This is a genomic window from Acinetobacter sp. DMC2 (genome assembly GCF_056314305.1).
The window spans coordinates 232352-247465 of sequence record NZ_JBQUYP010000003.1 but is presented as its reverse complement, the minus strand read 5'-3'; the positions used below and the strand labels follow the sequence as shown (position 1 = coordinate 247465).

13 protein-coding genes are annotated in these 15114 nt (G+C 40.0%); 4 read left to right on the top strand and 9 right to left on the bottom strand.

Features of this window, described 5'->3' with window-relative positions:
• Nucleotides 1–1347 (top strand): chromate efflux transporter, encoded by a 1347-nt coding sequence (chrA, locus tag ACT53H_RS07975; protein WP_476008986.1) that lies wholly within the window; start codon nucleotides 1–3, stop codon nucleotides 1345–1347.
• Nucleotides 1348–1365: 18 nt separating this feature from the next.
• On the opposite strand, the gene ACT53H_RS07970 is transcribed toward chrA, so the two are convergent.
• Nucleotides 1366–2220 (bottom strand): helix-turn-helix domain-containing protein, encoded by an 855-nt coding sequence (locus tag ACT53H_RS07970; RefSeq protein ID WP_476008985.1) that lies wholly within the window; start codon nucleotides 2218–2220, stop codon nucleotides 1366–1368.
• Between the two features lie 166 nt (nucleotides 2221–2386).
• Between ACT53H_RS07970 and ACT53H_RS07965 the strand changes: the two genes are divergently transcribed.
• Nucleotides 2387–3304, top strand: coding sequence for a DMT family transporter (locus tag ACT53H_RS07965; RefSeq protein ID WP_476008984.1), 918 nt, complete (start codon nucleotides 2387–2389; stop codon nucleotides 3302–3304).
• A 31-nt stretch (nucleotides 3305–3335) separates the two neighbouring features.
• Here ACT53H_RS07965 and ACT53H_RS07960 read toward each other — a convergent pair whose 3' ends face one another.
• From ACT53H_RS07960 to ACT53H_RS07945, 4 genes are all read right to left on the bottom strand, one after another.
• Entirely contained in the window at nucleotides 3336–4340 is a 1005-nt protein-coding gene (locus tag ACT53H_RS07960) for a homoserine dehydrogenase (RefSeq protein WP_476008982.1), read from the bottom strand.
• A 109-nt stretch (nucleotides 4341–4449) separates the two neighbouring features.
• Complete coding sequence (locus ACT53H_RS07955; protein WP_174740458.1) at nucleotides 4450–5241, bottom strand: sulfite exporter TauE/SafE family protein; 792 nt, start codon at nucleotides 5239–5241, stop codon at nucleotides 4450–4452.
• 165 nt (nucleotides 5242–5406) lie between these two features.
• Nucleotides 5407–7062, bottom strand: a complete 1656-nt coding sequence (locus ACT53H_RS07950) for a bifunctional protein tyrosine phosphatase family protein/NAD(P)/FAD-dependent oxidoreductase (RefSeq protein ID WP_174740456.1) — start codon at nucleotides 7060–7062, stop codon at nucleotides 5407–5409.
• Between the two features lie 9 nt (nucleotides 7063–7071).
• The gene (locus ACT53H_RS07945) at nucleotides 7072–7767 is read right to left on the bottom strand and encodes an MBL fold metallo-hydrolase (protein ID WP_174729713.1); all 696 of its coding nucleotides are present in this window, start codon (nucleotides 7765–7767) and stop codon (nucleotides 7072–7074) included.
• A gap of 191 nt (nucleotides 7768–7958) precedes the next feature.
• Here ACT53H_RS07945 and ACT53H_RS07940 point away from each other — a divergent pair, with 191 nt between their 5' ends.
• Both ACT53H_RS07940 and ACT53H_RS07935 read left to right on the top strand, forming a co-directional pair.
• On the top strand, nucleotides 7959–9230 hold the full coding sequence (locus tag ACT53H_RS07940) for a sigma 54-interacting transcriptional regulator (protein ID WP_312821909.1): 1272 nt from the start codon (nucleotides 7959–7961) through the stop codon (nucleotides 9228–9230).
• 70 nt (nucleotides 9231–9300) lie between these two features.
• Entirely contained in the window at nucleotides 9301–10212 is a 912-nt protein-coding gene (locus ACT53H_RS07935) for a bestrophin family protein (protein ID WP_312821908.1), read from the top strand.
• A gap of 49 nt (nucleotides 10213–10261) precedes the next feature.
• On the opposite strand, the gene ACT53H_RS07930 is transcribed toward ACT53H_RS07935, so the two are convergent.
• The 4 genes from ACT53H_RS07930 to ACT53H_RS07915 are packed head-to-tail and all read right to left on the bottom strand — an operon-like array spanning nucleotide 10262 to nucleotide 15114.
• Nucleotides 10262–11320 (bottom strand): 2,3-butanediol dehydrogenase, encoded by a 1059-nt coding sequence (locus tag ACT53H_RS07930; protein WP_004841242.1) that lies wholly within the window; start codon nucleotides 11318–11320, stop codon nucleotides 10262–10264.
• Nucleotides 11321–11349: 29 nt separating this feature from the next.
• On the bottom strand, nucleotides 11350–12135 hold the full coding sequence (locus tag ACT53H_RS07925) for an acetoin reductase (RefSeq protein WP_476008981.1): 786 nt from the start codon (nucleotides 12133–12135) through the stop codon (nucleotides 11350–11352).
• A gap of 26 nt (nucleotides 12136–12161) precedes the next feature.
• Nucleotides 12162–13565, bottom strand: a complete 1404-nt coding sequence (lpdA, locus tag ACT53H_RS07920; protein ID WP_476008980.1) for a dihydrolipoyl dehydrogenase — start codon at nucleotides 13563–13565, stop codon at nucleotides 12162–12164.
• Nucleotides 13566–13575: 10 nt separating this feature from the next.
• Nucleotides 13576–15114, bottom strand: coding sequence for a 2-oxo acid dehydrogenase subunit E2 (locus ACT53H_RS07915; protein ID WP_476008979.1), 1539 nt, complete (start codon nucleotides 15112–15114; stop codon nucleotides 13576–13578).

The window sequence follows — 15114 nt, the reverse complement described above, 5'->3', positions numbered from 1 at the left end:
ATGGAAAACGAAAAATTCCCTTTACCTGAAAGTATTATTCAAGTCACCTTCTGGCAAGCTTTTTTATTTTGGCTCAAGCTTGGCTTTATTAGTTTTGGTGGGCCAGCTGGACAAATCGCTGTGATGCATGAGGAACTCGTTGAACAAAAGCGCTGGATATCTGAAAAAAGATTTTTGCATGCCCTCAACTACTGCATGTTGTTACCCGGTCCTGAAGCACAGCAATTAGCAACCTACATTGGTTGGCTTATGCACAGAACTGCTGGAGGATTAGTTGCAGGTATTCTATTTGTATTACCTTCCTTATTTATTTTAATTGGACTGTCTTGGGTTTATATAAAATTTGGAGATGTTCCTGTGATTGCAGGTATTTTCTACGGGATTAAGCCTGCCGTTACCGCAATTGTATTTCATGCAACGTACCGAATAGGTAGCCGTTCGCTTAAAAATAAATTTTTATGGTTCGTCGCAATTGCGGCGTTTCTTGCCATTTTTGTCTTAAAGCTTCCTTTCCCTCTTATTGTTCTATCAGCTGGTATTGCTGGCTATTTAGGCAGTAAAAGGTACCCAGAACTATTTTCCTCAGTCGCTGGGCATAAAGCCAGTCAAAAGGATTATGGTCCGGCATTTATTGATGATGATACCCCGACACCAGAGTATGCTAAATTCCATTGGTTGCGGTTAGCTAAACTTATTTTTGTGGCAATAATTTTATGGTTATTACCAATTTTAGCTTTAGGCGCATATTTTGGATGGCATCATTCTTATACTCAAATGGCATGGTTTTTTACTAAAGCTGCATTACTCACTTTTGGTGGGGCTTACGCGGTTTTACCTTATGTCTATCAAGGTGCTGTAAATCATTTTGGATGGCTTTCACCCACTCAAATGATTGATGGTTTGGCTTTAGGCGAAACGACACCTGGCCCACTCATTATGGTGGTTGCCTTTGTTGGTTTTTTAGGTGGTGTCAATCATTCCTTACTTGGCTCTGAGCATCTATTTTTTGCTGGAGCACTCGGTGCAATCATTGTGACTTGGTTTACTTTCCTTTTTTCATTTGTATTTATTTTTGCTGGTGCACCCATTATTGAATCTACACATAATGAAATTAAATTTACGGCGCCACTCACTGCAATTACCGCGGCTGTGGTCGGTGTAATTTTAAATTTAGCATTATTTTTTAGTTATCACGTGCTATGGCCACACGGTTTTTCTGGTCACTTTGATGTTATCGCAGCCTTAATTACCATTGCTGCATTTATTGCGTTATTCCGCTTTAACATTAACGTGCTGTATGTCATTTTTGCATCAGCACTGATTGGTTTAGGTGTTTATATTTTATAAAAATGAGTCATGAGCCCTTTAACGTAACTGTGAAGGACTCATACCATAAAACTGTTTAAAGCGATGGCTTAAATGGCTCGCTGAGCTAAAACCACACACCAGCGCGATATCTTGTAAAGAAAGCTGAGATGACTGAATTAAACCTTTTGCCTTAGTTAAGCGTCTTTGCATGACATATTGGTGAGGTGCCATATGCATGGACTGTTTAAACATATGGGCAAAATGATATTCGCTTAAATTCACAACATTTGCTAAATCAGACAAAGTTAATGCTTGGTCTAAATGCCCTTCAATCCAGTCTTGAATATATTTAAGTTTATGAGGCGCCAGCCCACCTTTAATGACGGGTTGCTGCCACTTCACGTTGCTATATCTTCGAATTAAATGATTGAGCAATAAGCTGGCAGTGGTACTCATCTGTAAATGGTTTGCTGAATCTTTCCAATCACAATCTAATAGGAAAAACTGGTATAACGCTCGAATCCGCTCATCGTCATTGAACACCACTTCATTTAGTTCAATTTGATTGGGTTCTTTGTCCCATATTTTTTCAGCAACATCACGCAAATGTTGATCGGTATAATACAAGTGGACAAATTTAAGCCCACCTCGTATATCCCAAGTCGACTCCTGATGTTCAGGCAATAAGCAAAAACGACCCGGCCCACCGCCATTTTTCCAGCCCGCAGGTGTTTTTTGATAGCTTTCATAGCCATCTTGAATATACAGACTTAAAGTGTGGTGATCGCTACAGACACTTACACGATCTTGCTGATTAGACCAAAATGCAAGTTGCATATTTTCATCAAGCACCACCGTTTCGTGAAGCTTGGCTTTAGATTGCTGTAGCTGTTCTAAAGTTTGATAGGCCATGCAAAATTAAAACGAATCTCATTGAGCTTAAGTTAACCATATTCAGCAAAATTGAGCTAGTTTAGTTCTATAAAAAACGCAAGATCTTGCATGTAGAACACAAGAATATATACGTGAAAAATTATGCATTCCTAGATACTTAAGCTTGGTAATCGAGGATGAACTTATGAATATTTTACTCTATGTTGCGGTGGTGTTGATTTGGGGAACAACATGGATTGGAATTGCCGTTCAGAGCCATTATGCAACGCCTGTCGTCGCAATTTTATGGCGTTTTGCTATTTCAGCCTTATTACTTTGGGTTGTTTTACTATTTTCTGGAAAATTACAGCGAATTGCATTAAAAGATCATTTATTTTGTATGCTGCAAGGTCTATGTGTTTTCGGCCTAAACTTTATTTGTTTTTATACCGCCGTTAAATATGTAAATAGCGGTTTAGAGTCTGTCATTTTTTCGATGGCTGTTTTCTTTAATGCCATTAATGCGCTTATCTTTTTTAAGCAAAAACCTTCCCCAAACTTTGCGCCAGCTGCACTTTTAGGCCTAGGTGGTATCGTTTTACTCTTTTGGCATGATCTCATAAATAGCCAATTTAATGCTCAGTTATTATTAGGTATTGGGCTATGTGCTGTAGGCACTTACGGTTTTTCTTTAGGAAATATGATCAGTGTTAGACATCAAAAACGTGGTCTAAATATCTTTTCCACAAACTGTTATGCCATGACTTATGGATCGTTAGTGATGTTAAGTTTAGCTTTATTTACTGGCCAAGATTTAATGCCTCCAATGAATTTCCCATTTTTAAGTTCGGTACTTTATTTGGCTGTATTTGGCACAGTTATTGGGTTCTCTGCTTATTTTTCTCTGGTTGGGAGAATTGGTGCTTCAAAAGCAGCGTATAGCACGTTGCTCTTCCCTTTAGTTGCTCTAACTGTTTCTACCTTCTTTGAAGGATATGAGTGGACCTTAAATGCTGTATTTGGAATTTTATTAATCTTACTTGGGAACTACCTAATGTTTAGTAAGTTTGAAATTGGAAAAAAGTTATTTAATAGTCAAAAAAATTGTGAGAAGCAGGCTTAACAGCCTGCTTTTTTATAAATAATAATTAATTTTAGCAGCTCATTTTTAGCATCAACTCGAAATCTTTTAAAGCCGCAGCTGCTGTAGCTAAGGGCGCAGATGCTCCTCCACTTACAACAAGCTCACCCATTTCTTGAGTTAACACTCGAATGCATTTATTAGAACCTTGCAGATGAGCAAAAGGATGATGTGTTGGAACTAGCCTTAACTCAACACCTGTCTGAATTTGCTGATTTTTATTATGAATAAAACCCACCAAACGAGGAATTAGATTTTCTTTTTTCCAATCACGAATATGATCAGCAGTCACATGACTGATTCCTTGTCTTGGAATATCTTGAATTTTTACATCAGCTCCCAAAACAGTATTTGCCAATATCGTAATTTTGGCAGCGGTATCCCACCCATCTACATCGAAAGAGCTGTCAGGTTCTGCAATCCCTTTTGCTTGAGCTTTTCCAAGAGATTCTGCAAACGCACATTCATGTTGCAACATATCATTCAAAATAAAATTTGTGGTTCCGGTAAAGACACCTTCTATTTCTAAAATTTGACAGCCAGCCAAGTTATATTCAAATAAATCAACAGTTGGTAAAGCTGCAGCAGTCGCACCACTAAAAAATAGTTTTTTATTGTGCTGATGCGCCAAGTTAATTAATTTTTTACCATCTACGACTAGAGCACCTTTCGATACTGCAATCGCATTCATGTTATGTGTTAAAGCATAGTTTAAATAAAATAGTCCTTTTCCACCTGTCACATAGTCACTTGGCCCTGTTTCAATAATGGCATCTGCTTGAACCTGCTCTAAAAACTTTTGCTCAGTTAGGCCTACTTGATACTGTGTTTTATCTACCCACATTGAAGCTTGTAAACCTTCTTGATCAATTAAGCCTGATGATGAGTTGCAGACACCCACTAAACGGGCATCAATTTGATATTTTTGTTGATAGTATGTCGATCGATTTAAAAGAAGCTCTGCAATTTGTTGTCCAATCCTTCCAAAACCACAAATTGCCACGTTAATTCGCTTCATATCGCTTTGTCAAAAATTTATATGGTTTAAATCAAATTTCCAAAGATAATTTTAACATCTTATCTTTGGAAAATTGCTATTTATAGAGAAGGTTAAAATATTATATCGTTTAGATATTTGTTAGATTAACAATCTTAATGACCATATAAATTGCGACAGCAAAAACCATCAAAGCAAAGACTTTTTGCACGATTGCAGACGGAATAAAACGAATAGCTCTGCGTCCTAATAACATACCAAATGCACATGCGAGTGCGAACGCACTAGTAATAGCTACTGGATAGTGAAAACCCTCTGCAATATGCATCACAATGCTTATCCCACTAATGAGGAAAATAATCATAAGTGAGGTTGCAACAATGCTATGCATATCCAAATTTGTGACTTTTCTAAGCGCTGGCACAATTACAAAGCCGCCACCAACACCTAGCATACCAGTTAAAAGCCCCGCGATAATTCCAATGCTGGCAAGAACGCTTCCCGTTTTTAAATTCCAGATAAAGCGTCCTGTACTTGGGTTGACCTGACACGGCGGGTTGTGGAAATCCGAAACTCGGTTACTGATGAGTCGATAGCCCACTGTAAACATGACCAAGCTAAACATTAACATGAGCCAGACAGGTGAAATCGCATTGGCTATTAAAATACCGATATGTGCCATAGGGGCACCAATTAAGGCAATCCAAATAGCAGCACGATAACGAACTATCTTTTTAAATAAGCCTTCAATAGTTCCAATGAGTGTAGAGAGTGCGACAGCGAGCAAACCAATAGGCGCTGCTTGAGCCACTGTCCAGCCTTGACTGGTCATAAGTGCGGGTACGGCAAGAATACCGCCCCCCGCCCCAGTTAGACCAAGTAAAAAGCCAATCACGATGCCTTCAACGACAAGTAGTAACATATCAAAAGCCTAAAGTTGCATATATTTCATTTGCAGTGGACTGCTGGTTAATGAGTGAATAAATCTGCGAAGCTTTAGTCGCTTCTCAGAACAAAGCGTTGCTTTGTTTATCCTCTTAACTCGAACATAGTTCTCGTCTTGCGCTCGGGTAAAGCGTTGCTTTACTTATCCTCGCTCAGGTTTGACCATCCACTCGCGGCCCTTGAGCATGCCTTGCCAGTAAATGGGCGGTAAAATCTGTTCTTTAAGCAGCCAAGCCAAACGAGATGGTTTTTGCCCATCAATCACCCATTTTGGAAAACTTGGAAGAAGCTTACCGCCGTAACCAAACTCAGCCAGAACAATTTTTCCACGTTCTACAGTAAGTGGGCATGATCCATAGCCGTTGTATTCACAGAAGTTCTGCTCGCCTTTGAGCTGCGTTATCACATTCACAGCGACGATCGGAGCTTGTGCGCGCGCAGCAGCAGCCGTTTTGGCATTAGGCGCATTCATCACGTCGCCTAAAGCGAAAATATTGGCATGCTGTGTGTGTTGTAAAGTTTGAGGATTCACACTCACCCAGCCTGCGTCATCAGTGAGTGTGCTAGCACGAATAAAATCTGGGGCTTGTTGGGGTGGAACAACATGCAACATATCGAAATCGGTCTCGACTAATGCTGCATTTTCCTCATTCACTACCTTAAACCATGCTTTTTTTGCAGGCCCATCTACTTTGACCAGTTGATGATTAAAATGAAGTTCAGAGCCATATTTTTCGACGTATTGCATGAGTGCAGGCACATATTCCTTCACACCAAATAAAACAGCGCCAGTGTTATAAAAATGTATAGAGATATCTTTTAGTTTGCCTTGCTTTAACCAGTAGTCAGCTGAAAGATACATTGCTTTTTGAGGAGCACCGGCGCATTTAATTGGCATAGGCGGCTGGGTAAAGATTGCCTTTCCACTGTTTAGCTGTTGCACCAGTTCCCATGTGTACGGCGCTAAATCATAGCGATAGTTAGACGTCACCCCATTTTTACCTAAGGTTTCGGCTAAACCATCAATTCCATGCCAGTTGAGTTTTAAACCAGGACACACGACCAATGCTTTATATTGAATCGGTTGGCATCCTTCCAAAATAACATGATTGTGCTCAGGATCGAATCCAGCAACGGCTGCTTTCATCCATTTAACTTTTGAAGGAATCACGCTTGCCATAGAGCGTGCAGTTACTTGTGGTTTAAAAATACCAGCCCCTACCATGGTCCAGCCGGGTTGATAATAATGAGTATCGGCTGGATCAATAATGACAATATCTAAATGAGGTTCACGAGACAGTAAGCTCGATGCTACAGAAATTCCAGCTGCCCCAGCACCAACAATCACAACGCTATAACAAGGAATTGTGGCTGGTTCATGATCACGTTTTAAAATACGTGGAACCAGGCCTTTTAAGTTAAAACCAAGTTTGTTACCTGATTCCACTAACAAAGCCACATCTTTTGAGTCTACTTCGGTCAAAGCCCATAAACTGATTGCACGCATACCAGAACGGCAATACGCTAAAACAGGTTTTTGGGCATTCTGATAAAGTTGCTTAAACTCGGCAACTTGTTGATCGGTAATTTTGCCACTGGTAACAGGCTGATAAATTACCTTTAGGCCATGGCGCTGAGCTGCTTCTTCAATTTCAATTATATTGGGTTGATCTGCACCTTCTCCATCTGGGCGGTTACATATCAGAGTCTTTACTCCCTGATCTGCAATTTTTGCGACATCATCAGCGGTGATTTGAGCAGCAACATAAAATTCTTGATTAACTCGTTTAATTTCCATATTGCCACCTTATGATTGTGAAATTGAGCCGCAGGCCTGATTAGCAGGAAGTGCTTTATCGATCTGCTTTGGATATGGAAGATTTAAATTATTCATTAATTTAATAAAATCTTCACGCGAACGATTCTGGCCTAAACGTGAGTTATTTAAACGTTCATTGCCAATCGTTGAAGATAAACGACCTTTATAATCGTGTCCCGGGTAAACAATTGTTTCGTCAGGCAAGCTAAATAGTTGATTATGAATACTGTCATATAGTGTGCCTGCATTTCCCTGCTGGAAGTCAGTTCGACCACAGCCATCAATTAATAATGTATCACCAGTGAAAACCATATTTCCCACCAAATAACTCGTACAAGCATTGGTATGACCTGGTGTATAACGTGCTTCAATACTAAGTTTGCCTGGTTTCAGCGTACAACCATCTGTAATAAGAATATCTCCACAACTTACATCTGAATTTCTATGTAAAACCGATTTACAATGAAAACGTTCACGCAGTAAATTTGCAGCAGTAATATGATCTGCATGAACATGTGTATCTAAGGTATAGATGAGCGTAAATTGATGCTTTTCTAATTCTTTTGCATAGATTTCTATATCTGATGCCACTGGGTCAATTAAAACAGCCTCTCGTGTTTCTTCACATCCAAGCATATATGTATAAGTCGAACTTTCTTGTTCAAAAAATTGCTTAAAGAACATGATTTATACCCCGATAATTTATTTCTATCCTATATTTTGCAAATACAATGCCAATTATTTTTATTTAAATAATAAGTTTAAAAATCATATAGTTAATTGAAAATTTAAAATTAGAATCAGAATATAAACTTTTCTTGATGTTACTGTGAAACTCAAGTATGTTTCAATGAAACGATTGTGAAACATATGAAATGGCAAAGCTAAATTTTGAGTCAGAACAAGATTTTTATATTTTATTTGAGCAACTTAAGGCTTTATTCCCAAATGCGAGTCTGTTTTTAGCAGACACAACGACTCACGCAATTCACTATAAATTTAACACAGATGATATTTCTGTCGAGAGCATGGCAGCGCTTACTCAAGATCATCACAATCAATATCTCGAAATTAATACTCCTAAAGTTAGAAAGCGATTTATCTATCAAGAACATGATATTTATATTGCCGAGCATCGGATTATTGGGAAGCTACATATTTTACAGCCGATAAGCAATGAAAATGACATTACAGAACCGTTAGAAATAACAGAGCAATTGAAAGACTTAGCCAAAGTTTTTAATAGCTGCTCACCAGAAATGGCTCGTATGTTTTCGATTATTCAAAGAGTAGCTATTACTGAATTTCCAGTGCTTGTCCGCGGTGAATCTGGGAGTGGTAAAGAATTGGTAGCAAAAGCCATTCACGATTATAGCCAGCGCAAAAACAAAATTTTTGTAGCGATTAACTGTGCTGCTCTCAATGCCAATATTTTAGAAAGTGAGCTGTTTGGACATGTTAAAGGTGCTTTCACAGGAGCAATTCGTGACCATAAAGGCGTGTTTGAACGTGCCGCTGGTGGAACACTGTTTCTGGATGAAATTGCCGAAATTCCTTTAGAGCTTCAAGCTAAATTATTACGAGTGTTAGAAACAGGTGAATTTACACCTGTAGGTGGTGAAAAACCGATTCAAGCCAATGTCCGAATTATTACTGCAACACATAAAGCTTTACGCGAAGAAGCTAAAGCCGGACGGTTCCGTCATGATTTACTCTACCGTTTACGCGTAATTCCAATTTTTATACCACCACTCAGAGAACGAAAAGTCGATATTCCACTCATTGTCGATCAGATTTTAAAAGAAAGCTCAACTCAACTCGACACCATGCCTCGTCACGTCAATCAAAAAGCCATGCAAGTTCTTTTAAATTATGACTGGCCGGGAAATGTTCGCGAGCTTAAAAACACCCTACTTTATGCATTAACGATGGCAAATGGTAAGGATGAGATTGAAGTTGAAGACTTACCAAATGAACTTTTAAATACTGACGATTACGTTAAATTGCCTGAGACAAATACCGAGCTTAGTCCAGAAAATGTACAAGCTGCTTTAGAAAAATATGACCATAACCTGAATATGGTTGCTAATATTTTTGGTATTAGCCGTACAACGCTTTGGCGATATAGACAAAAACATAAGCTTTAGCTAGGTATTTGTTGAATCTAAGGCGTATCATATTGCAGTTGGTTAGATCCATTAAATTCAAAGGCTTTCTATGATTGTTCGCGATAAAAGCAACGTTTTTAAACTCTTATTTGCATGGAAAGGAACTGTTCTACCCAAGGTCTTGCCAGCATTGAGTTTTGTTGTATTTATTTCAGCATGTGTAGTTTGGCTTTCTTATTATCATTGGATTCAAATTCCTACCGTACCCGCGATTGGATTTACAATATTTGGTGTGATTCTTTCGATTTGTACGGGTTTTCGAAATAATGCCTGTTATGATCGATGGTGGGAAGGTCGCAAACTTTGGGGAGCTTTAATTGCCAATGCCAGACATATTGTTAGAGACAGCCACGTTCTCACCAATGAACAACGTGAACATTTAATTCATCAGGTCTTAATTTTTAGCAATTTATTACGTGATCGACTGCGCCAACAAACCGCTGAACCAACCAAATTTCTTGAACATGCGTATTTAAATAACTCTTCACTTAATTATTTAAATGAGCATATTAATGCACCGCAATTTGTACTCGAAAACATTCAAAAAGATTTAGTTAAAATACTCAAAGATGGCGAAATTAGTGACATTATCTATAGCACCTTAAATCGACATATTGTTGAGCTAGGTAATATCCAAGCAGGTTGTGATCGAATTGCTGGCACGCCTTTGCCTTATTCATATTCAGTACTTTTACATCGCGCTGTTTATTGTTTTTGTTTCATATTACCGTTTAGCCTTGAAGCGGCTTTAGGTATTTGGACACCGCTTATTGTCGGCTTAATCGCTTATATGTTTTTAGGTTTAGACGCCTTAAGTGCTCAAATTGAAGAACCTTTTGGTTTGCAAGAAAATGATTTACCGCTCGATTCAATTGTACGCTTGATTGAGCGAGAGTCTCTAAGCTCTTTAGGACAGCCATTACCGCCTATTATTGAAGCCCAAGACAACAATTTACTTTAATAAAAAAAGAGCGAATCATTGCTCTTTTTTTATAGGTTTAAGTATTTATTTAGGGCTGTACGATAATCTTAACTGCTGACTCATTATTATGAATTAAGGTTTCAAAACCTTGTGAAATCAAATCATCAAGTTGAATACGCTGGGTAATAAAAGGTTCAAGATTTATTTTTCCTTCTTCGACCAGTTTAATTGTTTCTTGATGGTCATTTACGTAGGCAATTGTGCCTCGTACATCAAGCTCTTTCATCACCACACTATGCACATTAATTGATGCTGGGTGGCTCCAAATCGAAACAATAACAATAACGCCTGTTGGTTTGACTGCTGCAACCAAAGTATCTAACACTTTGTTAACACTACTACATTCAAACGCGACATCGACGCCATCACCATTGGTAATTTTCATGACCTCAGAAACAACATCAACTTCTGAAGGGTCTAAAATATAATCTGCAACTCCCGACTCTTTGGCTTTTTCTTTACGTTTTGCACTTAGCTCGGTAATGATGACCTTAAGCCCTTTCGCTTTTAAAATTGCCGAAAGCAATAAACCAATTGGGCCCGCACCACCTACCAGTGCAATATCACCAGCCTTTGCACCACTACGCACATAGGCATGATGACCCACTGATAACGGCTCAATTAAGGCTGCTTGATCCAGTGGAATTTTATTGGAAATTGGATGCACCCAACGGCGTTTAACCGCAATTTTTTCCGATAAACCACCACCACGCCCACCTAAACCAATAAAGTTCATATTTTTGGAAAGATGATAATTGTCACCTGGTCCAGTCGGCACATCATCGGCCACAATATAAGGCTCTACCACCACATGCTGACCAATTTCAATATCATCAACGCCTTCACCTACGGCATAAACCACACCTGAAAACTCATGGCCCATGGTAATCGGTGCAGATTCACCTGAAATAGGATGTGGATGTCCACATGGTGGAATAAAAATCGGCCCTTCCATAAATTCGTGCAAATCTGTACCACAAATTCCACACCAAGCTACCTTAATCCCTACAGTGCCGGGAGTGACTTCTGGTTCAGGGATATCTTCAATACGAATATCGCCTCTGTCATAAAAACGCGCTGCTTTCATTATTATCTCCCTCAAATCAGGATGTTGTTTTAGCGATAGACAATGCCACCGTCCGTTAAAATGGATTGACCCGTAATATAGTCCGAATCTTTACTTGCCAGAAAAGCAACTAAAGCGGCTACATCATCTGGTGTTTGGGCTCTACCTAAAGCAATACCTTCCACATATTTTTTATAAGTTTCACCGATTGCGGCACCCGTAATTTCAGCAAAACGTTTATCGATTTCAACCCACATATCTGTTCCGACAATTCCGGGACAATATCCATTTACGGTAATACCCTGACTAGCATATTCTTTTGCAGCAGCTTGGGTAAGTGCTCGTACTGCAAATTTGGTTGCCGAGTAAATACCGAGTAAAGCAAACCCATCATGCCCAGCAATTGAACAGGCATTAATGATTTTACCTTTATGTTGGCGTTGCTTAAATTTTGCAGCAGCAGCCTGTATTCCCCACAGCACTCCACCAATATTGATATCAACAATTTTTTGAAATTCATCAGATGTGATATCCGCAATCGCTTGAACTTGTGCAATTCCAGCATTATTAATCATGACATCAAACCCACCAAGGGCCTGCTCAGCATGATTTATAGCAGCATACACTTGCTCGCGGTCACTGACATCGGCAATAAATATGCTCGCATTTACACCTAAAGCCTGAATTTCCTGCTGCACATCATTCAGTCGATCTTGTTTCATATCGACTAATGCAATATGTGCCCCTTCTTGCGCCAAGCGCAGGGCAATCCCACGGCCAATGCCTTGAGCTGCCCCTGTGACTAAAGCGACTTTATTTTTTAATCCCTTAACCATGTTCAACTCCTGTAAATGCAGAATTTCTACATATGAATCGCTCTTTGCATTGAAGCCAAAATGGATTCATGCATGGCTTCTGATAATGTTGGATGCGGGAAAATCACTTGAGCTAAACTTTCATCAGTTGCTTCTAGATATTTAGCAATTGCAAAGCCTTGAATGTGTTCAGTCACTTCATGGCCTACCATATGTGCACCAAGTAGTTCGCCCGTCTCTGCATGTATCACCGTTTTAACGAAACCTGACGCATCTCCAATTGCCAAAGCTTTGCCATTCGCAGTTAAAGAAAACTTGCCGGTTCGTATAGGTAGGTTCTGAGCTTTTGCTGCATTTTCAGTTAAACCAATACTCGCCACTTGTGGATGAGTAAAAATACAACCCGGTATCTGGCTACGATCGAGCGAATGTACATTCGCTACACCAGCAATTTTCTCGACACATATCATGGCTTCATGGCTTGCTTTGTGGGCAAGACACGGTGCTCCAGCCACATCACCAATCGCATAAAGCCCTGCTACATTGGTTTTACAATAGTCATCAATTGCCACAAAACCTTGTGGATTGAGTTCTACACCTAAACGTTCTAGTCCTAGCCCCGTGGTATTAGGCTGTACACCAATTGCCGAAAGCACACGGTCAAAAACAATCGTTTGAACGTCACTTGCAGTTTCAATCACACAGTGAACTTGCTCATTTTCAATTTGAATGCTTTGAACAACAGCATCGGTTAAGACTTTCATTCCTTTTTGTTCAAATTGCTTTCTGACAAATTGAGCAACTTCTGCATCTTCAGTCGGTAAAATCTGTTTGGCTAAATCAATAAGCGTGACCTGACAGCCCAAGTCTTGATAAAGACTAGCAAACTCACTACCAATTGCACCTGAGCCCACAACCAGTAAAGTTTTTGGTAACTGCTCTGGAACAAGAGCTTCTTTATAGCTCCAGACGTACGTTCCATCGACATGAAGCTGAGGAACATGTCGAGCTTTAGCTCCAGTTGCCAAAATAATATGGGGTGCACTCAAAGCCTGACTATTACCTTGAGCATCGGTCACTTCAATTTTTTCTTTCGCTATAAGTTGAGCACGGCCATTAAACACTGTCACCTGATTCTTTTTAAGTAAATAATCGATGCCTTGTACTAACTGAGCTGATACTTGTCGGCTATGTTGCACAAGCTTTTGTATATCAAAATCGAGTTGAGATACCTGAAAACCAAACTGTCCAGCATGTTTAAACTGAGTTGCAAGCTCTGCCCCTGCAAGCAAAGCTTTGGTTGGAATACAGCCCCAATTTAGGCAAATTCCGCCTAAATGTTGCTCTTCTACAATTGCGGTTTTTAAGCCGAGCTGGGCTGCACGAATTGCAGCCACATACCCACCCGGTCCCGCGCCAATCACAATTAAATCAAATTGAGCTTCTGACATGCGGGTTCTCCTACACCAAAATTAAAGCAGGATTTTCAACAAACTGCTTAAAGCTGGCCAAGAATTTCGCCCCAACTGCACCATCAATGACGCGGTGATCGCATGACAACGTCGCTGTGACAATCTCACGAACCACGACATTGCCATTTTCAACAACAGCACGTGATTCAGAAGCACCTAATGCCATAATTGCACCTTGCGGTGGATTAATAATGGCATCGAACTGTTTAATGCCTAACATTCCTAAATTTGAAATGCTAAAGCTGCCGCCCTGAAACTCATCAGGTTGTAACTTGCCAGTCTTGGCACGTGTTGCCAAATCACGCATGTCATCGGAAATCTGTGCTAAAGACTTCTGATTTGCTGCTTTTACAATGGGTGTAATTAAACCGTTTGGAATCGCTACGGCCACCGAAATATCCGCTTGAGAGAACTGTAAAATTGATTGAGTCGCCTCATCAAATTGAACATTCACCTCAGGTACTTTAATGAGTGCCGCTGCAGCTGCCTTAATTAACATGTCATTAATAGAAAGCTTCACCTGTGGCACAGTTTCATTAATTTGCTTACGTAGTTTTTGCATAGCTTCTACGTTTAGATCGACTACTAGGCGGAAATGCGGTGCGTTACGTTTTGCAGCCTGTAACCGTGAAGCAATCGCTTTACGCATACCATTCATCGCCACAGTTGTAACGGTCGACTGTGGCTGAGCAACAGCACATTGAGCAGATTGTTCATTTACCGACGTTGGATTGTTACGATAATAAACTGCTTCAACATCTTCTTTACAAACCCGGCCACGAGTACCTGAAACACGGCAGTCATTTAAATTAATGCCCCACTGTTTTGCTAAACGACGTGCTACAGGCGTCGCTGAAACTCGGCTATCGTCGGCAGTAGATTTAACTACTTTAGCTTGAGTTTGCTGTTTAACGTCAGGCCACTGACCTCCAGCAGCCTGCACAGCTTTCTGGATGTCTTGAACACTAATACGTCCTTCACGGCCAGAACCTGTGACTTTCGCTAAGTTCACATTATGCTTTTCAGCAAGTTTTAACGCATGCGGTGTTGTAATCAACTCATCAGATGTTTGATAGCCTTGCAATGACTCCGGTACATCGTAGTCACCTTTAGCTACCTTTGCAGGAGCTGGAGCACTTGCAGCTACAGAATGTGGTTGTTCTGCTTTTTCAGCAACAGGTGCAGATGTTTGCGCTTTACTTTGTTCCGAAGGTGCTTCAGGGGCCTTAGCTGCTGAACCACCTAGTGATGCAATAAACGTTTCAATTTCTGCATCAGAAACTTCACTATCAGCACATACCGCAATAAGACCACCAACAGGTAAAGTATCCCCGTCTTTTGCTAAAATTTTACGGAGTGTTCCAGCAAAAGGCGCTTCTAATACATTGACGATTTTTGTGGTTTCAATTTCACAAATTTCATCGCCTTTATTAAAGCTATCACCTTCTTTAATCAACCATTGGGCAATCGTGCCTTCTTCCATGGATAATCCCCATTTCGGGATCTCCAGCGTTTTAATTTCGCTCAT